Origin of the sequence: Asticcacaulis endophyticus, from assembly GCF_014652575.1 — a bacterium.
Classification (GTDB): Bacteria; Pseudomonadota; Alphaproteobacteria; order Caulobacterales; family Caulobacteraceae; genus Asticcacaulis; species Asticcacaulis endophyticus.
Window position 1 is genome coordinate 614,954 of the sequence record NZ_BMZB01000001.1, and the last position, 20,808, is coordinate 635,761.

Here is a 20,808-nt window from a genome sequence, read left to right on the forward strand (position 1 = left end):
TTATGGGGCGCGGGGTCTGAGACCCCGCAGTTACTGTTCAATAGAAAAGCCCGACCGCAAGGGCCGGGCTTTTCTATTGAAGGATAAAGGCTGGGGCCACAAGCCCCAGACCCCCAAACTTATCCCCTCTGGTCGCGCTTAGCCGCCACACGCAACCGCAGGGCATTGAGCTTGATAAAGCCCGCCGCGTCGCGGTGATCATAGGCAACCTTGCCTTCTTCAAACGTGACCAGATCCTGATCGTACAGCGAATAAGGGCTTTCGCGGCCGGTGATAGTGACATTGCCCTTATAGAGCTTAACCGTCACGCGGCCAGTGACCTTGGCCTGAGAGTAGTCAATCGCCGCCTGCAACATTTCGCGCTCTGGCGAGAACCAGAAGCCGTTATAGATGATGCTGGCATATTTCGGCATCAGCTCGTCCTTCAGGTGCATGGCCCCGCGGTCGAGCGTGATCGACTCAATGCCCCGGTGTGCGGCCAGCAGGATCGTGCCGCCGGGAGTTTCATAGACACCGCGCGACTTCATGCCCACAAAGCGGTTCTCAACCAGATCGAGACGACCGACGCCGTTATCGTGGCCCAACTGGTTCAGCTTGGTCAGCAAAGCTGCGGGCGACAGAGCCACGCCATCAACGGCCACCGGATCGCCGCGCTCAAAATCGATGGTGAACACCGTCGGGGTATCGGGGGCAGCTTCCGGCGAAATGGTACGCTGATAGACAAATTCAGGCGCTTCGACGGCCGGGTCTTCCAGCACCTTGCCTTCGGATGACGAGTGCAGAAGGTTGGCATCGACCGAGAACGGCGCATCGCCGCGCTTATCCTTAGCGATGGGGATCTGGTGCTGTTCGGCAAAGGCCAGCAGAGATTCACGCGACGCAAATTCCCACTCACGCCAGGGGGCGATGACGTTAATATCCGGCTCAAGGCCGTAGTAACCCAGCTCAAAACGTACCTGATCATTGCCCTTGCCGGTCGCGCCATGACAGACCGCATCAGCACCGACCTTGCGGGCGATTTCAATCTGCTTCTTGGCGATCAACGGGCGGGCGATCGAGGTACCAAGCAGGTACTGGCCTTCGTAGACCGTATTGGCGCGGAACATCGGGAAGACGTAATCGCGCACAAATTCTTCGCGCAGGTCTTCGATATAGATGTTTTCCGGCTTGATACCGAGCAGTTCGGCCTTTTTACGGGCGGGCTCCAGTTCTTCGCCCTGCCCCAGATCGGCGGTGAAGGTTACGACCTCCGCACCATATTCGGTTTGCAGCCACTTCAGAATGATCGAGGTATCCAGACCGCCGGAATAGGCAAGGACGACTTTTTTCACTGAGGGTTTAGGGGCCGAGGTCATGGGGCAAAACCGCCTTAACAAGAGGGGACAAACTATGTCCGCGCGTTTAAAGCCCCAACCCCCAAGATGCAAGTTGTTTTGCACCCTTAAACCTTATGGATAACCCGCTGTGAGGCGGCGAAAAGTTCTGGCTTTTGAGCACTGCCGCGCAGCGTACATGGGTACGTGAGCAGCAGAGCGGAAAAAGACGGGATTTTGCAGCCCCTCACAGATAGGGTTAGGCGAAGGTTTACACAGTGACTTGCGTTCCAAGTTCGACCACCCGTCCCGGCGGAATATGGAAATATTCGGTCGGATTGGCGGCGTTTTTCATCAGGAAGATATAGAGCTTGTCCTGCCACAGCGGCATACCGGAATTGGCCGACGGCACCACCGAGCGCCGCCCCAGAAAGAACGAAGTCGACATGATGTCGAACTTCAGCCCCTGTTTGCGGCATAGGCCCAGCGCCTTGGGCAGGTTCGGGCTTTCCATAAAGCCGTAGGCAATCACCACTTTTTTGAAATCGGCATTGATGATTTCAATCGTCACCCGGTCTTCGGGGGCGACGCGCGGGGTGTTGGCGGTCTTGACGGTCAGGATGACGTTTTTCTCATGCAGAACCTTATTGTGCTTAAGGTTGTGCATCAGGGCGACCGGCGCCACATCAGGGTCTGAGGTCAGGAAAATGGCCGTGCCTGACGCGCGGTGAGGCGGGCGGGCCTGCATCATGTCGACCAGATCATTGAGGCCAACACTGTCGCGGCGGGTCTTTTCGGTCAGGATTTGCGTGCCGCGCACCCAGGTCGCCATGACAATAAACAGAGCCGTGGCAATCAGGATCGGCAACCAGCCGCCGGTGAAGAAACGCAGCATATTGGCCGTCAGGAACGCCAGATCGAGGATCATAAACGGGATGAGGAAGGCCAGAACCTGCGCCCAGCGCCACTTCCACAACTGGCGCATGACAATGGCGGCCATAGCGGTGGTCACCACCATAGTCCCGGTCACGGCCAGACCATAGGCATGGGCGAGGGCCGAAGAGGTCTGGAAGCTCAGCATGACCACCAACACCCCGATCAGCAGCATGGAATTGATCTGCGGCACGAAAATCTGACCTGACTGGGTCTCCGACGTGCGCAGCACATCCAGTCGCGGCAGGAGGCCAAGCTGGATCGCCTGCTGCGTCAGGGAAAACGCGCCCGTAATCACCGCCTGAGAGGCAATAAAGGTCGCCGCACCGGCCAGCAGCACCAGTGGCAAACGCAAGGCCAGCGGGGCCATCTCAAAGAACCAGTTCAGCTCCTGAAACGGCGCGCCACTCTCAATAGACAGATCGAGCATGCTTAGGGCCAAAGCGCCTTGCCCCAGATAGTTGACCGCCAGACACGGCAACACAAAAAACAGCCACGCCGCCTGAATGGGCCAGCGTCCGAAATGGCCCATATCAGCGGTCAGGGCTTCGGCCCCGGTCACGGTCAGGAACACCGCCCCCAGCACAATAAAGCCCGCCAGACCATGCTCGGCCAGAAACTTCACGGCATAGTAGGGGCTGATCGCCAGCATAATATCGGGGTGGGTGATGAGCTGACTGACACCGAGTGCTGCCATGACCGCAAACCAGACCATACAGATCGGTCCAAAGAACCGCCCGACCTTTTCGGTGCCGTGGCTCTGGATAAAGAACAGCCCCAGCAACATGATAATGGCAATCAGCATCACCATCTGGGTGCTGATGGAATCTTCAAGGCCCGGAATGGTGCGCAGCCCTTCAACCGCCGACAAAACCGAAATCGCCGGCGTAATGACCGCATCGCCGTAAAATAGTGCCGCCCCAATGACGCCCAGCACAAATATGAACGGCGTGCGCTTACCCATGGCGCGCATGGCCAGGGCCATCAGAGACAATACCCCGCCCTCGCCTTTGTTGTCGGCGCGCATGATGAAAAAGACGTATTTGACGGTCACCACAAGGATCAGCGCCCACAGGGCCAGCGACACCACGCCTAAAATCTCAGAGCGCGTTACGCCGTCATGGGCGGCGGCATGAAGCGCTTCTTTGAAGGCGTATAGGGGCGACGTGCCGATATCGCCGAACACGACCCCGACCGAGCCGATGGCCAGCGCCAGAAACCCGGCACCTTTCGCGGCTCCGTGACCACCGCCATGACCCGACGCGGCAGATTCGCTCGCACTTTTGCCATCACCGCAATCTGTTTTTGCGGCCGCCTCTTTATTCGAGGCCGCAGCATCCTTAGATATAGCAGTGTGAGAAATAGTTTCGCCCGAAGTGGCTCCGGGTGTTGACGAGCCAGAGGAGGCGGCGTCGTCCTTTGGGGTATCCCCGATCATATGGTGTACTCTCCTGAGGGCGGAAACTACGTTACGCACACACGCACTACGTAAATACCCTCGTTTGAACGGCGGGGCTATTACGCCCTTTTTAAGATGGTTTCAATCGTTCTCCCTGCTTTTCACTAGGAACCGTCTCAAAATTATCGTAACAATGTTTTGATCATGTCTGACAGTCAAAGATTTCCCGTTGCCGCGCATACGCTGGCTTATCTGGCTCACAGAGGCGCCTATTCACGCGAACAGGCGGTGTCATCGTCTGTGCTGGCCGCCTCCATTCCTACCAATCCGGTGGTCATCCGCCGCATGACGACCCAGCTTTCCAAGGCCGGCCTGGTCGCGACCTGTTCCGGAGTCTCCGGCGGGGCGTGGCTATTGAAAAAAGCCGACGCTATTCATCTGGATGAGGTTCTGTCCGCCGTGCACGGCTGCGCGCATTTGGGCAGCGCACCACCGGGTGCCAAGGGCTGCCCCGTCGGTCAGGCCATCCCCAAGGCGGTCAATGAGGCCATGAAGGTCGCCAATAGTGCGGCGTCCGGGGCCTTGTCCAAAATCACCGTGGCCGATCTGATTAATAGCATCTGAGGTTCCCGTGTCGCGACGTCTCGTTTTAATCACAGGCGCTTCCGCCGGTATCGGGCTGGCGTTCGCACGCGTCTACGCCTCCCACGGCTGGGATGTCGTGGTTACCGGCCGGCGGGCTGACCGGCTGGAAAAGCTGGTCGAAGAGATTAAGCTGCGCTTTGGCGTCGAAGCCTTTGCCGTACCGTGTGACCTGTCCGACCCCGCCACCCCTGAAAAGCTGATGGCCGCCATAACCGCGCTGGGCCGTCAGGTCGATGGTCTGGTCAATAATGCGGGCTACAGCGTCCCCGAAGGCTTTGTCGGCAATGTCTGGGACAGCCACCGCAATTTCCTTCAGGTCTTGCTGCACGCACCGACCGAGCTGGCTCACCGCGTCCTGCCCGGTATGATCGAGCGCAAGTTTGGCCGGATCATCAATGTGGCGTCCCTTGCGGCCTATCTGCCCGGATCGCCGGGCGATACGCTGTACGGGCCGGTCAAATCCTATCTACTGAAGTTTTCGCAGGGTCTGCATCTGGAAACCCGCGATCATGGTGTGCATGTCTCGGCCCTGTGCCCCGGCTGGACCTATTCCGAGTTCCATGACGTCAACGGCACGCGCTCAAAGTTGTCGCAGTCGTTTCCGGAATGGGTATGGATGGGCGCTGACGAAGTCGCCCGCGAAGGCTATCTGGCGGCGGAAGCCAACCGTGCCGCCTGCGTCCCTGGTGCGCCCAATAAGGTCGTGTCCGCCGCCCTCAAGGTTCTGCCTGACGACTGGACGCTGGAGTTCGCCTCCAACCGCTTGCGCAAGATTAACCGGTAAAGATTTTGAATTTATGCCCCATGCACCGTCGCATACGGGTGGGCGGCGGAAGGCGTAATGATGTCCTGCGTAATAACGCTTAAAGACGAGATAATGATCTGGATCGCCAGCGCGCACAGGATCAGACCCAGCACCCGAATAACCACCACCATGCCGACCCGGCCAAGCAGTTTTGAAATCGTGCCGGTAAAAAAGAACGTCAAAAAGATCGCCACAGCCGTGGACAAAATTGCCCCAAGACCCACCAACATCCCGGCCCAGCCATATTTTTGGGCTTCCCCGGCCTGAATGATAACCGTCGAAATCGCTCCCGGCCCGATCAGCAACGGAATCGCAAACGGCACCACCAGCTTTTCAAAGCTGATATTGGCCGACGCCCGTCCGGTCAGGATTTTGACCTGCTTGTCTGCGTCCGGCTTTTCATTGACGTGCTCGACCTCTTCGAACATGGCCAAAAAGTCGCCACGCGTCATATCAAGGCCCAACAGGAACAGCAAAATGCCGCCGGCAATACGGAACGCATCCATAGAAATGCCGAAAAATTGCAGCAGTTTCAGGCCTGTAAAGAAAAAGAAACTTAAAAACAGCGCCGAAAATATCGCGATATAAAAGGTCAGCCACTTGCGCGTCGATTTTGAGTGCGACCGCGTCGCCGCCGCGAAAATCGGCACATTGCCAATCGGGTCAAGCAGGGCGAACAGGGTGATAAAAAAGTTGACGTAAAACTCAACCAGGTTCATGGGTGACCCGAATTTTGATAAGACGAAGCAGGGATTTCGCGACCCTATCAAATCCCACCGTTCGGTTACAGCAGAAACTTTGAGGATCATCATCATGGGCACACTGATTAAAGCTGATCCGCGTTTAATTGTGGCCCTTGATGAGCCGACCCTTGATGGTGCCCGCGATCTGGCCAAACGGCTGGGCGATCAGGTCAGCTTTTTCAAGATCGGCCTGACCCTGATGGCGCAAGGCGGTCTGAAACTGGCCTATGAATTGCGCGATCAGGGCAAGATGGTGTTTCAGGACTGGAAGCTGCACGATATCGGCGCACAGGTCGAAGGGGCAGCCCGCGCAGCCTCACTAGGGGCCTGTGATTTCCTGACCGTCCACGCCGAACCCCAAGTGATGCGCGCTGCCGTCAAAGGCCGTGGATCGTCGAACACCAAGCTTTTGGGCGTCACCGTCATGACCACCCTGACCGATGCCGACCTTAAGGAAATGGGGTATACGGACAAAGCGCTTGATCTGGTGCTGAAACGTGTCGATCAGGCGATAGAGTGTGGCATGGACGGCGTCGTCGCCTCGCCGCTGGAGGCCAAAATCATTCGCGCGCGGGTACCCGCTGATTTCCTGATTGTGACCCCCGGTGTGCGCCCGATCTGGGCCGCCGCCAACGACCAGCAGCGCATCGCCACCCCGGAACAGGCGCTAGGCGACGGCGCGTCTCACCTTGTGGTCGGCCGCCCGATCACCGCTGCGGCTGATCCGGTCGAGGCGGCGCAGAAGATTTTGGTAGCGATTGCTTAAGTCGCAGGGGACTGGTCCCCTGCACCCCGCAATAATTTACGCGATACGTTTCGATTAGCCCCTAACTAACGGGTGCAGGGTCTGCGGCCCTGCCTACTTTCTCTTAGGACGCGGCGCTTCAATCGCGGATTTCAACCGGCGGCGCACCATATGCTCTGCCGGTGCATCCGCATCTTCGACCGGAATTTCGCCCTTAAAGTAAAAGCGCTGCCAGGCCTGTTTCATCGTCTCGGGATCGCGTTCTTCCAGCTTGGCATTGAACTCAGTGCGCTTTTCGGTCCAGACCTGATATTGCTTGAGCAACTCCGGATCGGCATCGAGATATTTCAACACCGGCTGCACCGTATCCATCTTTTGATGCTCAACCAGATTGATAAAGCAGAACGGCTCACCCTTATTGAAATAGACACGACCCGGCCGCGTCATGATCCAGTTCATCGTAAACGGAAACGGCAACCAGTCGGTCTCAATCAGGCCTTCCAGGGCCTGCACCCCGTCCTTGACGTGGTTGGGCGCGCCCGAACACCACACGGCCCAGCCCGGCGGCGTGCGGAACAGATAGCCCGTGTGCATGGTCAAAATACCGTGCGTAAAGTGCGACTGCACAAAATGGCCGAGGCTGTCGGTGGGATCGAGCGGCGTCAGTTTCAGGTCTTCGTTGCGCGGGCCGCCGTTCCATTCGGCCATGAAATCGACCGGACACAGGATTTCCCACCCCGTCGTATTGGCCATGGTCAGCGGCAGGCAGCGGTAAGGAAAGCGCGATTGAAAGCTGTCCATCCAGGCGCGGTCGGGCCGTCCGGGCACGATTTCCGGCGCGGGGTCCTGCATCCTGAAGCACTCTAATTCCATTGGCCAATTCCCTTATGCGACGCACTCATGGTAAAGCCTTTTCACCACTACAATCCCACAAAATCAACCTGTGAAAATGCCACACACCCAAGACAGCCTTTTGAAAATCCTTGATGATCTCGGTTTGGATAGCGCAACCCTCAAACACGAAGCCGTTTTCAAGGTCGGCGAAGGTGAGGATATCAAGGCCGGTTTGCGCGGCGCCCACACTAAAAACCTGTTCCTGAAAGACGATAAGGGCAAGCTGTGGCTGATCAGCGCCGAACAATCGACGCAGATTAACCTAAAGGCCCTGCCGAAATATATCGGCTCAGGGCGGTTGTCGTTCGGGTCGGAAGACCGGCTCTATGAGGCGCTGGGGGTCAGGCCCGGATCGGTGACTGCGCTCGGCCTTATCAATGATCCTGATCAGCGGGTGCAGTTTATTCTGGATAAACATCTGGCCGATGCTGAGTTCGTCAACTTTCACCCGCTGGTCAATACCGCCACCACCACCTTATCTCAGACCGATTTCCGGACATTTATCACCCATCTGGGGCGGGATCTTAAGGTATTTGATTTTGATCAGGTCGAAGCCCGTCCGATTAGCTAAGGCCACCACTTAAACCCTTGCGCCGGTTGCGACCGCACCCCATCTTGATGTAAACAAACTTTCCAATGCACAGGTAATCCCAATGGCCGACAGCGACCTTATTATCGACGGCTCCGACGCCAATTTTCTGGCCGACGTCATCGAAGAATCCAAAATCCGTCCGGTAATCGTCGATTTCTGGGCGACCTGGTGCGGGCCGTGCCGGCAGTTAACGCCCGCGCTTGAAAAGGTCGTCAGGGACGCCAAGGGCGCGGTTAAGCTGGTCAAGATCGACGTCGATAAAAACCCGATGATCGCCGGTCAGTTGCGCGTGCAATCCATCCCCACCGTCTATGCCTTTGTGGACGGTAAGCCGATGGACGGTTTTCTGGGCGCAAAGTCCGAATCCGAACTGCGCACCTTTATCGAACGGCTCGGGGTCGGCGGTGCCGGTGATGGCCCAACCATTGATGACGCGCTCGAACTGGCCGCGCAATCGGCCGCCCAGGGCGATGTCACCAGCGCTATGGAAGCGTTTAGTTTCGTGCTGGAGCAAGACCCGCAAAACCTGAAAGCCATAGCCGGGGTCGCCCGCCTCTATCTCAAGGTCGGTGAACCTGATCAGGCCAAGGGCTTCCTCGATATGGCTCCAACTGACACCAAGGACAGCGATATTTTAAGCCTGCGCGCCGCCCTTGAACTGGCCGAAGATGCGCCCGCCGATTTGTCGCCATTCTATGATGCCATTCAAGCCGATCCGGCCAATCATCAGGCCCGCTTTGATCTGGCCAAGGGCCTTGCCGCCCAGGGCGATATGGAAAAGGCAGTCGATGAACTGCTGACCATCATCAAGGCATCGCCCGACTGGAACGACAGCGCCGCCCGCGATTATCTGGTGAAGATTTTCTTTGCTATCGGTCAGATGTCGGAGCTGGCCAAATCCGGCCGCCGCCGTTTGTCATCCATTCTGTTTAGCTAGAGCGTTTCCTGTCAGGTGTTTCACCTGACAGATCAGAAAGAGCGACAAAAAAAGAGGGCCCGTATGACCGACACGACCGAAAAACCGAATATCGAGATTGATCCGCGCCTGCTGGAGGTTCTGGTCTGTCCGGTCACGCGCCGCCCGCTGACCTATGACCGCGTCGCTCAGGAACTGATCAGCCCGACCACGGGTCTGGCCTTCCCGATCCGCTCCGGTGTGCCGATCATGCTGGTCGATCAGGCCCGCAAGTTCGAGCCTCAAAAAGGATAGTGAAACTCCGTCAAAAGTCCTTCGGCTTCGCCTCAGTGTACTTTTGACGGTAAGCGCTAAAGTTCCTGCCCTTGGAGCAATCTTGGCAAATCCCCCGTGGCTCCACCCGCGTCTTCCATGAAAAATCGCCGGAACACCCCGATCTTGTTGACCATGCCCATACCTAAGCCGCGCAGGGGTCGAAGGATCGGGTTGTTATTGGAAAACAGATGCACAAACCCGTCGGTTGCCAGTGAGGTCGTCACATTGTCAAACCGCCGCCATTTAGCATAGCGTTCCAGCACCAGTTCCGATCCTATATCTTCACCCAGACGCGCCGCTTCAATCACCACCTCGGCCAGCGCGGCCACATCCTTAAGGCCCAGATTCAAGCCTTGGCCCGCAATCGGATGAATACCGTGAGCGGAATCCCCCAGCAGCGCCAACCGGCCTTTGTGCATATCTTCGGCCAGACTTAAACCGAGCGGGTAGATGAACTTCGGTCCGACCAGCTCGATCTCACCCAGAAACTCCCCGAACCGTTCCTGAAAATGAGCGAAAAACAGCTCATCACGCACGCCCATCAAAGCCTTGGCCTTATCATGGCTTTCCGACCAGACGATACAGGCGCGATTATCGGTCAGCGGCAAAATGGCAAATGGGCCGGACGTGAGGAAATACTCATAGGCGACGTGGTTATGCGGATGCTGCATCTTGACCGTCACCACCACAGCACTCTGACCATAGTCCCAGGCGATATTTCGGATACCCGCCCATTCTCTGAGTTTCGATTGCCGCCCTTCGGCCCCGACCAGCAGCGGCGCACTTAAAACATCGCCGGTGTTCAGCGTCACCGAAATGCGCGATGGATTTTCCTCAATGGTTTCAATGGTCGCCGGGGCGATAACCTCAATCCCCGCCGCGGTGATAGCCTCATAAAGCGCCGTGCGGATATGACGGTTTTCGACCATATAGCCCAGCGGTTCGTCGCCGGAGCGGTCCGATATTTCCTGCGACCGGAAATGCAGATAAAACGGCAAGGGGGCCTTAGTTGCCGCCCCCGGCAAATGGCCGTCCGTGACCATGATCTCATCCATCCGGCACGATAGCGGCGCCAGCTTTTCCCCGACGCCCAGCACATTCCATTGCCGGAAGCAGCTATAGGCAATGGCCGACGCCCGCCCATCATAGCCCGCATCTAACTGATCCGTCACCGGCTGACGCTCGATCAACACGGGCTTAAGGCCATTCTGCGCCAAAGCCAGTGCCAAGGTCATGCCCGCCATGCCGGCACCGGAAATGATTACGTCACAAGTTTTTTCCATAGCGGTTGATACCACTTTCAGCCGTTGAAAACAGGTCAAAAAACCATAGGCTTTTTTTGATTTCGTAAACAGCTCTTAACCATATCCGTGGCAAATAACCGCATTGTATCCGTTTAGAACCTTCGACTGAACCTATGGCCAGCCTGACCACGACGATTATCACTCAACTGGAAACCCATGCCCGCCTGATCTGGCGCTCTGTACCTATGGCGCGTCTGCGCGGCGCGTTTGTCATGTTGCTCGGTCTGGCCTGCCTGTTTGCGTTCGTAAGCTTTGATGCCAACGACCCCAGCCTGAACACGGCCTCATCGCAGTCACCGCATAATATCCTCGGCGGATTTGGCGCGATTATCGCCGATCTGGGCCTGCAATCGCTGGGCGTGGCCGCGTGGCCGATGGCGCTATTCATGGCCTATTTCGGCTTTCTGCGCATGATGGAAACGGACCCTGACGCGACCCGTAATTTCCTGCGCCGCCATAGTTTCTGGTCGTTCCTGTTTGGTCTGGCGCTGGCCGCGACGCTGGCCCCCATCCATACCGGCAACCCCGATCCGGTGCTGGCCCAAAGCTGGGGCGGGTTCTGGGGTGAAGGTATTCATGGTCTGCTGGCCAGCCTGTTTGCCTTCATGAAGCTGCCTTACGGCGAGATTATCGCGGCTGTTATCTTTGCCGGGCTGGGATTGTGGTGTTTCAACAATGCCCTGCGCCTGAACGGAGACACCTATATGAAAATTGGTGCCAAGGTGGCCTTTGGTATCCAGAATTTCGCCGCCACCATCGGCGTCAAAGCCCACGATCCGGACGCCGATTTTGATGAGCCGGTACGCAAGAAACCCAAAGCCAAAGCGACCAAGACCTTTATCGATGACACCCCACCATTTGATGTCACCCCCCAAACCGAACCGATGGTCGCCACGCGCGAGGCCGCTCCGTTTGAAGATGACGACACGGATATGCCGTCTTATGACGACTATGCCGCCCCGGCGGCGGCGGCGGCGGCATCAAATGAGCCCAAGCTCGCCATCAAAATGCCCAAGGCCCCAAAGCCGGTGGTCGATGAACGTCAATCGAGCTTTGAGTTCTTAAAACCCGGCAACTTCCGCCTGCCCGAGCTAAATATTCTGTCAAAGCCTAAGCCGCGCGCCACCAGCTTTGACGAAGACGCCCTGCGCCAGAACGCTCGTATGTTGGAAAGCGTACTGGCCGAATTTGGCGTCAAAGGCGTGATCGACCAGATCCGGCCCGGCCCAGTTGTCACCCTCTATGAACTGGCCCCCGCGGCCGGCGTCAAAGGCGCGCGCGTCGTGGCTCTGGCCGATGATATCGCTCGCAACATGTCCGCCCGCTCCTGCCGCGTCTCGATCGTTCAGGGTCGCAACGCCATCGGGATCGAATTGCCCAATGCCGTACGCGAAACGGTTTACCTGCGCGATATGCTGGCCTCGGCCGAGTTTGAAAAAGCCGGTCACATCCTGCCGATGGTTTTGGGTGAAAATATCGGCGGCGAGCCTTATGTCACTGATCTGGCCAAAATGCCCCACCTTTTGATTGCAGGCACCACCGGTTCGGGTAAGTCGGTCGGCGTCAACGCCATGATCCTGTCGATCCTCTATCGCCTCGATCCTGAGCAGTGCAAATTCATCATGATTGACCCTAAGATGCTGGAATTGTCGGTCTATGACGGCATCCCGCACCTGATCGCGCCCGTCGTGACCGACCCGAAAAAGGCCGTGGTCGCGCTCAAATGGACGGTCAAGGAAATGGAAGACCGCTACCGCCGCATGTCCAAAATCGGCGTGCGTAACGTGGCGTCCTTTAATGAACGCGCCAAAGCGACGGCTGCCGAGGGCAAGAACTTCATCCGCAAAGTCCAGACCGGCTTTGATGAAACCGGCCAGCCGATCTTCGAGACCGAAGAAATGGTGCCGGAACCCATGCCCTATATCGTCGTGATCATCGACGAAGTGGCCGACCTGATGATGGTCGCAGGTAAGGACATCGAAGGCGCCGTTCAGCGTCTGGCCCAGATGGCCCGCGCCGCCGGTATTCACCTGATCATGGCCACACAGCGTCCGTCGGTTGACGTCATCACCGGCACCATCAAGGCCAACTTCCCGACCCGGATTTCGTTCCAGGTCACCTCAAAAATCGACTCCCGCACTATCCTTGGGGAACAGGGCGCAGAACAACTGCTGGGTCAGGGCGACATGCTCTATATGGCTGGTGGTGGTCGCATCACCCGTCTGCACGGCCCGTTTGTCGGCGATAATGAAGTCGAAGCCGTGGCCGAATATCTGCGCTCACAAGGGTCTCCGCAGTACCTCGAAGACATCACCGCCGGCGGCGACGACGATGGCGAAGGCTCTGGCGATGGCGGCATGGGCGAAGGCGGTGGTTCCGGCGACGACCTTTATGATAAGGCCGTCTATTACGTCACCTTCGACCGCAAAGCCTCGACCTCCTACATCCAGAGAAAACTGCAAATCGGCTATAACCGCGCCGCCTCTCTAATGGAAAAGATGGAAATGGAAGGCGTGGTCGGCCCCGCCAACCATGTAGGCAAACGCGATATCCTCGTCGGCCCACCCCCCGGTCACTAGCAGGGTCGCGGACCCTGCACCCGGAACTTAAGAACCTCCCCTGATTTCAGGGGAGGGTGGATGCGAGCGCAGCGAAGCAGACGGGTGGGGTTAAATGTTAGCCTGTAACTGCGCCGGTATATCCATCTGCTGATGCAAAACCCTTAGCACATCCATGTAGGCGGGCTGTTCGATGTAGAAAACGACATAGGGAAATCGCGTTAATAAGCGATGCTGCAGTCCCGGTATATCAAGCTGCTCACCATAGTGATTTGATCCAGCGTCCGGGTATTGCTCAATATGGCTGAACAGCGCATCGACGGCTTCAACAAAATCAGAGGCTACGGCACCACCCGCTTCATGCATGTAGTATGAAAATGCCGTTTCAATATCTGTGTCGGCAAGCCTGCGGGTAATAACCGGCTTCATTCAGGTGAGTTTTTGGCACGTTTCAGGAGTTCAGCCTTCGTTTCCGACCATGGACGCCCCACAGGCGAATTTAGCCCATCCATGATAAGGCCGCGCATTTTTTCTTTGTCGGCTTCGATAGCGTCTTTGCGCACCAGATCACGCAGATATTCACTATGCGAGCCATAGCCGCGTGACTTAACCCGCTCATCAATGAACGATTTCAGCGTGTCTGGCAGAGATATATTCATGGTGGTCATGTGAGAAGATTAACACCAATGGCAAAATTTGCCAACCTAACTATAGGCCCGCCCAATTATTCACGCCCCATTCAGGCGTAGATTGCTAAACCCACAATCAACGTCGAAAAAATGCCGCGCTCGGCAGTTAAAGCATTCGATAATTATGATTTTGGATTTATGGGTAAGCTTATGACGCAATATACCAAACGCGCTTTCATCGCAGGACTGGCCGCCCTAGCCGCCACGCCCGCGCTCGCCCAGAACAAAACCACCGGCACCACGTTCGTGCGTGTACCGACCTTTGGGGTTGAGGATCAGGCCCGCATCAAACGCGCCACCGCCTATCTGCAAGCTTTAAGCGCCGCCTCAGGCCGGTTTGAGCAGACCGATTCCCGTGGTCGCGTAACCTCCGGCCAGTGGTGGCTGCAACGGCCGGGCAAGATCCGCTTTGAATATGACGCCCCCTATTCCGTGCTGGTCGTGGCCGATGGTAAAAACGTCAATATGTGGGACCCACGCCTGAAATCGTTTGATCAGTACCCGCTGTCGTTCACGCCGCTGTCGCTGTTTCTGTCAAAGCAAATCCGTCTCGATCAGGGCGTGATCGTCACCGAAGTCACCCGCACCACTGACGGTTTTCGCCTGAAAGCCCGCGATCGCCGCAAAGACGTTGAGGGTGCCATCACCATGACCTTCCGCGATCAGGCCGGTAAGCTGACCCTTGGCGACTGGACGGTGGTGGATGCGCAGGGCAAATCAACCCGCGTTAATTTGCTGACGCTCAATACTGCCGCGTCCCTCAAACCGTCGCTGTTTGTGCTGAATAAGCCGTCAGGCTCCCGGAATTGATACGCCTTACAGGCGAAATTTAGCGATTGCGGAAATATGTAAAGGTGTTACGGTTTCGCTATGTGCTGAGGCGACCTGTTGAGGTTAGCGGCTTTACAGACCCTCACGCATCTCTCTTGTGTGCATTTCCTTACGCTTTCGTGTTAAATGCCAATCCTTTAAGGCCCGCCCTGTTTGCAGAGCGGGCTTTTTTCTTTATGGAATGGGGAAATAAGTCGGTTAGGAAATTAAATGCGATTGTCAGTGGTGTCATGGAACGTCAATTCGGTGCGCCTGCGCATGGAGCAGATCGCCAAATTCCTGAACGCCATTGATGCCGACGTCATCTGCCTTCAGGAAATCAAGTGCCAGGAACATGAATTTCCGCGTCAAGCCTTTGCCGACATAGGTTTCCCGCATATCCATATCGCCGGTCAAAAGGGTTGGCACGGGGTTGCCATCGCCTCACGCTATCCGTTTGAAGCCAATGAGCTTTTACCGTTTTGCCGCCGGGGCGAAGCCCGCGTTCAGGCCATTGTCGTAAACGGCGTCGAAATCTGGAATTTCTATATTCCGGCAGGCGGCGATGTGCCGGATCGCACTGCCAATGACAAGTTCGACCACAAATTAGAGTTTTATGAGCGGGTCAGCGCCCATCTGAAAACCCGCAATAAGGGCCATCCGCTGTTGATCTGCGGCGACCTCAATATCGCGCCCGGTGAGTTCGATGTCTGGAGCCACCGCCAGATGCTCAAAATCGTCAGCCACACCCCGCAGGAGATCGAGGCGTTTCGTGAGTTCATTACCTCTGGTGAGTTGTATGATCCGTTCCGCGACGCCTATCCTCTGCCTGAGAAAATTTTTACCTGGTGGAGTTACCGCTCTGCCGATTTCCGTAAATCCAATCGCGGCTTAAGGCTCGACCACATCCTGCTTAATCCGGCACTCAAAGCCCGCGCCACCGGCGATATCACCGCCAAAATTCACGACTGGGTGCGCGAATGGGAACGACCCTCCGACCACGCCCCCATACAGGTAGAATTTACGATTTGACCTCAAGAACTCCCCCTGATGCAGGGGGAGCTTCTGTTTAAGCTGGCTTAAACAGAAGAGGGGGTTAACCTTTGCCGGGGTTTAACCCCACCTTCCGGTCTGAATTTTTAATGCTCTACCGCTTCGCTGCTTGAGAGCCAAATCCTCCCTCCTCCCCTGAAATCAGGGGAGGTTCTAATCAGAGAAACCGCCATGACCGACATCCCGTTAGAAGCCCAACTGCCCGCCCATATCTTAGCCAAGGCTGATGTTCAGCACGGCGAATATGCCTGGAGAGTCAAAGACATCCCCGAAGTCGTCAAGGCGGCGGCGGATATGAACCTGTTGAACTTAGGCGGGCAGCTTCAGGTACGCATTCCCGGCTGTATTGGTGAGTGTGACTGGGTTGATGCCGATCCGGCAGCCATGGTGCCGCCCGATTTACCGTGGGAGGTGCGTGTGCGCATGGCCGCCGAACTGTCCCATCAGGAAATGGTCGATCTGCAACAGCACTTTGATTTTCATCAGCAAATCCGCGAGGCCTTCCCCGCCCACGTTGAGCCCTATCTGGCCAGCGGCGGCAAAATCGAAGACGCCACCTGGTTTGTCTGGTACGTCATGGACGAAGCGGGCGATGCAGAGCATCAGGCGTCCCTTACAGAAGAATAGTTGCTGGCCGCTGGCTAGACCTTACTGAATATCTCTAAGCAAAACTCTTTGGCGAGCGGTGTTCAAATGATCACGGTAAGCCGGGTCAAATGGCGTAACCAATTGCTTTTCCAGAATGGCGATTAGCCGGGATGCCACTCGATATTCAGGTGTTTGCTGGCAGCTATCAGATGCATTTTCATAATAGCTAGAGAGCGCTTCAAACATGATCAGCGCTTCGTCTCCGCTAATGCTAAAAGTTACGGCCTGTTCCTGCATTACACCCCCTAAAAAACCGGCACCCTATTATGATGCCGGTTACTTATCCTGAATAACTAATGGGTGCAGGGTCTGTGACCCTGCTAAAACTGTAGGCGATACCCGCCCGCGTCGGTCATCAGCAGCCGTGCATTAGCCGGATCGGGTTCGATCTTCTGACGCAGACGATAGACATGGGTTTCCAGCGTATGGGTGGTGACGCCGGCATTATAGCCCCATACCTCAGTCAGCAGTTCTTCGCGCGTGATCGGCTTGCCGCCCGCCCGATAGAGATATTTGAGGATGTTCGTTTCTTTCTCGGTCAGGCGGACTTTTTTCTGAGCCTGATCAATCAGCAGCTTAAGCGCCGGTTTAAACTCATACGGCCCGATGCGGAAGGTGGCGTCTTCGGACGTTTCGTGCGAACGCACCTGCGCACGGATACGCGCCAGAAGCACCGCAAACCGGAACGGCTTAGTGACGTAATCATTGGCGCCCGCGTCCAGTCCCAAAATCTGATCAGAGTCGGTCGATTGTCCGGTCAGCATGATCACCGGCGTCGTCAGACCGGATTTGCGCAGCAGCCGACAGGCCTCGCGCCCGTCCATGTCCGGCAAATCAACGTCCAGCAAAATGATATCGGCATTGATCGTCTTACCCAGCCGAATGCCTTCGGTGCCGTTATTGGCCTGGGTCACTTTGAACTCTTCGTGCAGCTCAAGCTGTTCGGCCAGAGCTTCGCGCAGTTCATCGTCGTCATCAACTATAAGCAGGGTTTTTTGTTGCACCATATTCCTGTAACTTATTTTTCTTTGAGTTTTGCCAACAATAGTGACGAAATGGTCAAGATTTTTACCGCAACCGCCCATGATATACCAGAGCAAAACCGCGGCGAGGTCGTTCTAAACCAACATAGGGTGCGTTGCGCGCTGGGGAAAGAGGGCGTTATTGCCGCTGAGCGCAAAAGAGAGGGCGATTTGCGCTCTCCGTTGGGGGTTTGGCCGGTTAGGTTTGTTTATTACCGGCCTGACCGTACCCCCGCCCCCAAGACCGTGCTGCCGCTTGTGGCGCTCACGCCCGATGACGGCTGGTGCGACGATGCGATGGATGAGGCCTACAACCAGCCGGTCAAGCTGCCCTATAAGGCGCGCACGGAAAGCCTTTGGCGCGAAGACCATGTCTATGATGTCATTATCGTGCTCGGCTATAATGACGATCCGGTCGTGCCGGGGCACGGTTCCGCGATCTTTGCCCACGTCGCGCGCGAGGGATATGTCGGCACTGAGGGCTGCGTGGCGATGAAAATCAAAGATGTTCTGATGCTGCTGGAGCTGGCCGAACCGGACAGCGCCATTGAGATCAAATCTGCGTGAAGGTTGCCTTCAATAATCAGCGGCTGCCAAATATCGCCGTACCAACCCGAATTTCGTTCGATCCAAACCGTAAGGCGACCTCGAAATCGTCGCTCATCCCATAAGACAGGTGCGCGATACCGTTGCGGGCGGCAATCTTTTGCATCAGGGCATAGTATGGGCCCTTGGGGCCATCGATAGGGGGGATGCACATCAGCCCTTCGATGTTTAGGCCGTAGTCACGCACAGTTTTTTGCAGAAATGTATCCGCAACGCTCGGTAAAATCCCTGCTTTTTGAACCTCTTCGCCAATATTGACCTGCACAAACAGGCGCGGACAGCGGCCCTTTTTTTGCGCCGCATCAGCAATAGCGCGGGCGATTTTGTCGCGATCGACGGTTTCAATTACATCGAAAAAGGCGACGGCCTCTTCGGCTTTGTTAGACTGCAACGGCCCGATCAGCCGCAGGTCAAGGCCGCTATAGACATCATCTCGCACCGGCTCCCAGCGCTCGATCGCCTCCTGCACGCGGTTCTCGCCAAAGGTGCGGTGACCAGCCAGTAATACCGGCTCAATCACCTCCCAAGGCTGGTTTTTAGACACGGCTGTCAAGCGCGCAGCATCCGACGGGCGACCAGCAAGCTTTAAGGCCTTCGACATTTGCGCTACAATGCGATTGTAAGCGACGGCCGATGCCGCCGGTTGGGTGCTGATGACCATGACCTACAAAACCCGTTTTGCGTATATGATGAACAAGGCCAAAGACATAGCCAAGAGCGCGCATATGTCCAGCCCCCTGATTCACCTTAATGGCCACACGCCCAAATCAGCTTACGGTCACGAACCTGCGTCTGATCTGCCGCCGCTGTTTTTCTTTACCGACCCTGAGCGCACCCCGCACCCTGAAGATGTCGCCAGCCTCCTGCCCGCAGATTGCGGCATCATCTATCGCAGCTTTGGTGACAAACACGCCCCCGCCCATGCCCGTGTGCTCAAAAGCATAGCGCAGCAGCGCGGGTTGAAACTTTTCATCGGTAATGATGTCGATCTGGCGCTGGAGGTCGGTGCCGACGGCGTCCATTTGTCAGAACGCAATCTGGAGGCGGCGACAGGCATACGTCGCTTACACCCGCAGCTTTACATCACCGCCGCCTGTCACAGCCTGAAAACTCTGGACAACGACGGGATCAATGCGCTCGATGCCGTGTTTATTTCGCCGGTGTTTGCGTCAAACAGCTCGTCCGCCAACGGGATTGAACCCTTAGGCACCAAGGGGGTTAAGGCCTTTTGTGAGCTGTCGCCCGTGCCGGTATATGGTCTGGGCGGTATCGGTGTCGATACGGTCGACGCGCTGATGGGCACGGGCTTACGCGGTCTGGGCGCCGTCGATGCCTTCATGATCGAAGATGAGATAAGGGTTTAAGCGCGAAATGGCTTAAAAGCGCCGCTTAAAACTTGAAGCGGGTTTCCAAACGGACGCGCGGCTTATCCTCGGCGTCCTGCTGTTGCTTGGTGACTGGCTTCAAAGCATTGGTCTTTTCGCCAAAACCGACCGAACCGCCGACGCGCAGCTTTGGGTTCACCTTATAAAAGGCCCCGGCTTCGACATCGTTCCAGCCCGAAGGCCGAACGGGTTGTTCGCTGACATCGACCTGCACGCCCCAGCGGCCACGGCCGTTGAGCTGGATCGACTTGGATTGCGGCTTGTTGAAGTTCGACGCCGGACTGGCCGCGGGCTCAGTCGTCACATTGGACGCCAGCGCCAGAGTGGCCTCAGACAGGCCTGAAACCTGAGTAGATGCGGACGGTTTAGCTGATTTGCCTTGAGCAAGCGCAGGCATGGCCGAACCGGCTAATGCCAGAACCGCAACTCCCGCCAATATTTGCCCGAACCGTTTCATCTTTTTATACTCGTTAAACGCGCTACACGACCTGAATATCGTCTGTATCTGAGCCTAAAAATAACGCGTGTCACCCTTAGTCAGATTTTGCGACGGATATATGTCAAAAATCAATTAAGTCTGATCATATCAGTGGTCAAGCCAATCACGAAGAGTCAAACAGGGTTGTTCGGATTCCCTTAGACAATGTGTCACTTTGGCAACGCCTTATGGCTAACCATCGCTTAACGCCGCTTAACCGTACCGTTCTGCGCTCAAGTTCACGAAACGCTTGTCAGACCCCCGTATCCCCATGCTATAGAACCGCAAACGGCAGTCAAACAGGGTTTGGCGGCTGTTACAAGGCGGCCTATAATCATGACACACTTAAGTCCAGTTTGGCGACGATAAGGGTGACTATCCTAAAAGACTAATGCGGAGTGATCCTTCAGATGACCATTATTCGTAGCGCTGTGTTTGGTTTTACCGCGTTATCCCTGTCCCTTTCTTTGAGCGCCTGCGCCATGATTGGCAAAAAAGACGACACCGGCCCCGTCGCCGTATCGTCTGAAAACAAAGGTTTTTTAGGAATGTTCAAAGGCAGCCAGCCGGCTGCCAACACGACCGAAGCCGGTATCGGGGTCAATGCCTATCTGTGGCGTGCCTCGCTTGACACCATTTCCTTTATGCCGCTGACCTCGGCTGATCCCTGGGGCGGTGTGATCATTTCTGATTGGTACGCCAACCCGGAAAAGCCGGATGAGCGTTTCAAGACCACGGTCTATATTCTGGACTCGCGTCTGCGCGCCGATGCACTCAACGTCACGGTTAATAAGCAGGTCATGCAAAATGGCGGCTGGATTGACTCAGCGGTATCGGCCCAGACCGAAATCGACGTAGAAAATGCTATCCTGACCCGTGCCCGTCAGTTGCGCCTATCTAACGTCAATAAGTAAAATCAGACCGCCTTTAAAGCCTTAACTTCCCAAAACCGACC

24 protein-coding genes are annotated in these 20,808 nt (G+C 56.4%); 13 read left to right on the forward strand and 11 right to left on the reverse strand.

Annotation, left to right across the window (positions count from 1 at the left end; translation table 11 throughout):
- Positions 1–119 precede the first annotated feature (119 nt).
- Complete coding sequence (locus IE102_RS02835) at positions 120–1,355, reverse strand: argininosuccinate synthase (protein WP_189484858.1); 1,236 nt, start codon at positions 1,353–1,355, stop codon at positions 120–122.
- Positions 1,356–1,584: 229 nt separating this feature from the next.
- Positions 1,585–3,684, reverse strand: a complete 2,100-nt coding sequence (locus IE102_RS02840; RefSeq protein ID WP_229807532.1) for a potassium transporter Kup — start codon at positions 3,682–3,684, stop codon at positions 1,585–1,587.
- A gap of 165 nt (positions 3,685–3,849) precedes the next feature.
- On the opposite strand from IE102_RS02840, the gene IE102_RS02845 reads away from it, so the two are divergent.
- Both IE102_RS02845 and IE102_RS02850 read left to right on the forward strand, forming a co-directional pair.
- Complete coding sequence (locus IE102_RS02845) at positions 3,850–4,269, forward strand: Rrf2 family transcriptional regulator (protein ID WP_189484859.1); 420 nt, start codon at positions 3,850–3,852, stop codon at positions 4,267–4,269.
- 7 nt (positions 4,270–4,276) lie between these two features.
- Positions 4,277–5,074, forward strand: coding sequence for an SDR family NAD(P)-dependent oxidoreductase (locus IE102_RS02850; protein ID WP_189484860.1), 798 nt, complete (start codon positions 4,277–4,279; stop codon positions 5,072–5,074).
- A gap of 11 nt (positions 5,075–5,085) precedes the next feature.
- On the opposite strand, the gene IE102_RS02855 is transcribed toward IE102_RS02850, so the two are convergent.
- Positions 5,086–5,814: a MarC family protein gene (locus tag IE102_RS02855; RefSeq protein ID WP_189484861.1), complete on the reverse strand. Its 729-nt coding sequence runs from the start codon at positions 5,812–5,814 to the stop codon at positions 5,086–5,088.
- A gap of 106 nt (positions 5,815–5,920) precedes the next feature.
- Between IE102_RS02855 and pyrF the strand changes: the two genes are divergently transcribed.
- A complete protein-coding gene (pyrF, locus tag IE102_RS02860) occupies positions 5,921–6,604 on the forward strand; it encodes an orotidine-5'-phosphate decarboxylase (RefSeq protein WP_189485978.1) in 684 nt (227 codons plus the stop codon).
- 93 nt (positions 6,605–6,697) lie between these two features.
- Here pyrF and IE102_RS02865 read toward each other — a convergent pair whose 3' ends face one another.
- Positions 6,698–7,456, reverse strand: coding sequence for a DUF6065 family protein (locus IE102_RS02865; protein WP_189484862.1), 759 nt, complete (start codon positions 7,454–7,456; stop codon positions 6,698–6,700).
- A gap of 76 nt (positions 7,457–7,532) precedes the next feature.
- Here IE102_RS02865 and IE102_RS02870 point away from each other — a divergent pair, with 76 nt between their 5' ends.
- The 3 genes from IE102_RS02870 (at position 7,533) to IE102_RS02880 (ending at position 9,279) form a co-directional block, all read left to right on the forward strand.
- On the forward strand, positions 7,533–8,048 hold the full coding sequence (locus IE102_RS02870; RefSeq protein ID WP_189484863.1) for a prolyl-tRNA synthetase associated domain-containing protein: 516 nt from the start codon (positions 7,533–7,535) through the stop codon (positions 8,046–8,048).
- Between the two features lie 82 nt (positions 8,049–8,130).
- Entirely contained in the window at positions 8,131–9,006 is an 876-nt protein-coding gene (gene trxA, locus IE102_RS02875) for a thioredoxin (protein WP_189484864.1), read from the forward strand.
- A 63-nt stretch (positions 9,007–9,069) separates the two neighbouring features.
- Complete coding sequence (locus IE102_RS02880; RefSeq protein ID WP_189484865.1) at positions 9,070–9,279, forward strand: Trm112 family protein; 210 nt, start codon at positions 9,070–9,072, stop codon at positions 9,277–9,279.
- Between the two features lie 56 nt (positions 9,280–9,335).
- Here IE102_RS02880 and IE102_RS02885 read toward each other — a convergent pair whose 3' ends face one another.
- A complete protein-coding gene (locus IE102_RS02885; RefSeq protein ID WP_189484866.1) occupies positions 9,336–10,583 on the reverse strand; it encodes a UbiH/UbiF/VisC/COQ6 family ubiquinone biosynthesis hydroxylase in 1,248 nt (415 codons plus the stop codon).
- A gap of 134 nt (positions 10,584–10,717) precedes the next feature.
- On the opposite strand from IE102_RS02885, the gene IE102_RS02890 reads away from it, so the two are divergent.
- A complete protein-coding gene (locus IE102_RS02890) occupies positions 10,718–13,183 on the forward strand; it encodes a DNA translocase FtsK (RefSeq protein WP_189484867.1) in 2,466 nt (821 codons plus the stop codon).
- Positions 13,184–13,273: 90 nt separating this feature from the next.
- Here the strand turns inward: IE102_RS02890 and IE102_RS02895 are convergent, their stop codons facing one another.
- Both IE102_RS02895 and IE102_RS02900 read right to left on the reverse strand, forming a co-directional pair.
- Positions 13,274–13,591 (reverse strand): type II toxin-antitoxin system RelE/ParE family toxin, encoded by a 318-nt coding sequence (locus IE102_RS02895; protein WP_189484868.1) that lies wholly within the window; start codon positions 13,589–13,591, stop codon positions 13,274–13,276.
- On the reverse strand, positions 13,588–13,830 hold the full coding sequence (locus IE102_RS02900) for a ribbon-helix-helix domain-containing protein (RefSeq protein WP_189484869.1): 243 nt from the start codon (positions 13,828–13,830) through the stop codon (positions 13,588–13,590). Before IE102_RS02900 ends, IE102_RS02895 begins: the two co-directional genes overlap by 4 nt.
- Before the next feature lie 171 nt (positions 13,831–14,001).
- Between IE102_RS02900 and IE102_RS02905 the strand changes: the two genes are divergently transcribed.
- The 3 genes from IE102_RS02905 to IE102_RS02915 all read left to right on the forward strand — a co-directional run bounded on the left by IE102_RS02905 (position 14,002) and on the right by IE102_RS02915 (position 16,341).
- A complete protein-coding gene (locus tag IE102_RS02905; RefSeq protein WP_189484870.1) occupies positions 14,002–14,661 on the forward strand; it encodes a LolA family protein in 660 nt (219 codons plus the stop codon).
- A 231-nt stretch (positions 14,662–14,892) separates the two neighbouring features.
- Positions 14,893–15,693, forward strand: a complete 801-nt coding sequence (xth, locus tag IE102_RS02910; RefSeq protein WP_189484871.1) for an exodeoxyribonuclease III — start codon at positions 14,893–14,895, stop codon at positions 15,691–15,693.
- A 192-nt stretch (positions 15,694–15,885) separates the two neighbouring features.
- Positions 15,886–16,341 carry a hypothetical protein gene (locus IE102_RS02915; protein WP_189484872.1) on the forward strand — a complete coding sequence of 152 codons (456 nt, stop codon included), beginning with the start codon at positions 15,886–15,888 and terminating at the stop codon, positions 16,339–16,341.
- 21 nt (positions 16,342–16,362) lie between these two features.
- Here the strand turns inward: IE102_RS02915 and IE102_RS02920 are convergent, their stop codons facing one another.
- Entirely contained in the window at positions 16,363–16,599 is a 237-nt protein-coding gene (locus tag IE102_RS02920) for a hypothetical protein (RefSeq protein ID WP_189484873.1), read from the reverse strand.
- Positions 16,600–16,682: 83 nt separating this feature from the next.
- Complete coding sequence (locus IE102_RS02925) at positions 16,683–17,369, reverse strand: response regulator transcription factor (protein ID WP_189484874.1); 687 nt, start codon at positions 17,367–17,369, stop codon at positions 16,683–16,685.
- Between the two features lie 48 nt (positions 17,370–17,417).
- Between IE102_RS02925 and IE102_RS02930 the strand changes: the two genes are divergently transcribed.
- Positions 17,418–17,951 (forward strand): L,D-transpeptidase family protein, encoded by a 534-nt coding sequence (locus IE102_RS02930; RefSeq protein ID WP_189484875.1) that lies wholly within the window; start codon positions 17,418–17,420, stop codon positions 17,949–17,951.
- Positions 17,952–17,967: 16 nt separating this feature from the next.
- Here IE102_RS02930 and IE102_RS02935 read toward each other — a convergent pair whose 3' ends face one another.
- Entirely contained in the window at positions 17,968–18,651 is a 684-nt protein-coding gene (locus IE102_RS02935; RefSeq protein ID WP_189484876.1) for a YggS family pyridoxal phosphate-dependent enzyme, read from the reverse strand.
- 64 nt (positions 18,652–18,715) lie between these two features.
- Here IE102_RS02935 and IE102_RS02940 point away from each other — a divergent pair, with 64 nt between their 5' ends.
- Positions 18,716–19,354 (forward strand): thiamine phosphate synthase, encoded by a 639-nt coding sequence (locus IE102_RS02940; protein ID WP_229807533.1) that lies wholly within the window; start codon positions 18,716–18,718, stop codon positions 19,352–19,354.
- A 25-nt stretch (positions 19,355–19,379) separates the two neighbouring features.
- Here the strand turns inward: IE102_RS02940 and IE102_RS02945 are convergent, their stop codons facing one another.
- Positions 19,380–19,832, reverse strand: coding sequence for an NtrZ family periplasmic regulatory protein (locus tag IE102_RS02945; protein WP_189484878.1), 453 nt, complete (start codon positions 19,830–19,832; stop codon positions 19,380–19,382).
- A gap of 431 nt (positions 19,833–20,263) precedes the next feature.
- Here IE102_RS02945 and IE102_RS02950 point away from each other — a divergent pair, with 431 nt between their 5' ends.
- Positions 20,264–20,767: a DUF3576 domain-containing protein gene (locus IE102_RS02950; protein ID WP_189484879.1), complete on the forward strand. Its 504-nt coding sequence runs from the start codon at positions 20,264–20,266 to the stop codon at positions 20,765–20,767.
- Positions 20,768–20,808: the final 41 nt, after the last annotated feature.

Coding starts and splice junctions, on each gene's coding strand:
- IE102_RS02905 (WP_189484870.1), top strand. CDS start 14,002: ATGACGCAATATACCAAACGCGCTTTCATCGCAGGACTGGCCGCCCTA.
- IE102_RS02930 (WP_189484875.1), top strand. CDS start 17,418: ATGGTCAAGATTTTTACCGCAACCGCCCATGATATACCAGAGCAAAAC.
- xth (WP_189484871.1), top strand. CDS start 14,893: ATGCGATTGTCAGTGGTGTCATGGAACGTCAATTCGGTGCGCCTGCGC.
- IE102_RS02885 (WP_189484866.1), bottom strand. CDS start 10,583: ATGGAAAAAACTTGTGACGTAATCATTTCCGGTGCCGGCATGGCGGGC.
- IE102_RS02870 (WP_189484863.1), top strand. CDS start 7,533: ATGCCACACACCCAAGACAGCCTTTTGAAAATCCTTGATGATCTCGGT.
- IE102_RS02865 (WP_189484862.1), bottom strand. CDS start 7,456: ATGGAATTAGAGTGCTTCAGGATGCAGGACCCCGCGCCGGAAATCGTG.
- IE102_RS02915 (WP_189484872.1), top strand. CDS start 15,886: ATGACCGACATCCCGTTAGAAGCCCAACTGCCCGCCCATATCTTAGCC.
- IE102_RS02900 (WP_189484869.1), bottom strand. CDS start 13,830: ATGACCACCATGAATATATCTCTGCCAGACACGCTGAAATCGTTCATT.
- trxA (WP_189484864.1), top strand. CDS start 8,131: ATGGCCGACAGCGACCTTATTATCGACGGCTCCGACGCCAATTTTCTG.
- IE102_RS02940 (WP_229807533.1), top strand. CDS start 18,716: ATGTCCAGCCCCCTGATTCACCTTAATGGCCACACGCCCAAATCAGCT.
- IE102_RS02880 (WP_189484865.1), top strand. CDS start 9,070: ATGACCGACACGACCGAAAAACCGAATATCGAGATTGATCCGCGCCTG.
- IE102_RS02935 (WP_189484876.1), bottom strand. CDS start 18,651: ATGGTCATCAGCACCCAACCGGCGGCATCGGCCGTCGCTTACAATCGC.
- IE102_RS02945 (WP_189484878.1), bottom strand. CDS start 19,832: ATGAAACGGTTCGGGCAAATATTGGCGGGAGTTGCGGTTCTGGCATTA.
- IE102_RS02950 (WP_189484879.1), top strand. CDS start 20,264: ATGACCATTATTCGTAGCGCTGTGTTTGGTTTTACCGCGTTATCCCTG.
- IE102_RS02920 (WP_189484873.1), bottom strand. CDS start 16,599: ATGCAGGAACAGGCCGTAACTTTTAGCATTAGCGGAGACGAAGCGCTG.
- IE102_RS02925 (WP_189484874.1), bottom strand. CDS start 17,369: ATGGTGCAACAAAAAACCCTGCTTATAGTTGATGACGACGATGAACTG.
- IE102_RS02855 (WP_189484861.1), bottom strand. CDS start 5,814: ATGAACCTGGTTGAGTTTTACGTCAACTTTTTTATCACCCTGTTCGCC.
- IE102_RS02890 (WP_189484867.1), top strand. CDS start 10,718: ATGGCCAGCCTGACCACGACGATTATCACTCAACTGGAAACCCATGCC.
- IE102_RS02845 (WP_189484859.1), top strand. CDS start 3,850: ATGTCTGACAGTCAAAGATTTCCCGTTGCCGCGCATACGCTGGCTTAT.
- IE102_RS02840 (WP_229807532.1), bottom strand. CDS start 3,684: ATGATCGGGGATACCCCAAAGGACGACGCCGCCTCCTCTGGCTCGTCA.
- IE102_RS02835 (WP_189484858.1), bottom strand. CDS start 1,355: ATGACCTCGGCCCCTAAACCCTCAGTGAAAAAAGTCGTCCTTGCCTAT.
- IE102_RS02895 (WP_189484868.1), bottom strand. CDS start 13,591: ATGAAGCCGGTTATTACCCGCAGGCTTGCCGACACAGATATTGAAACG.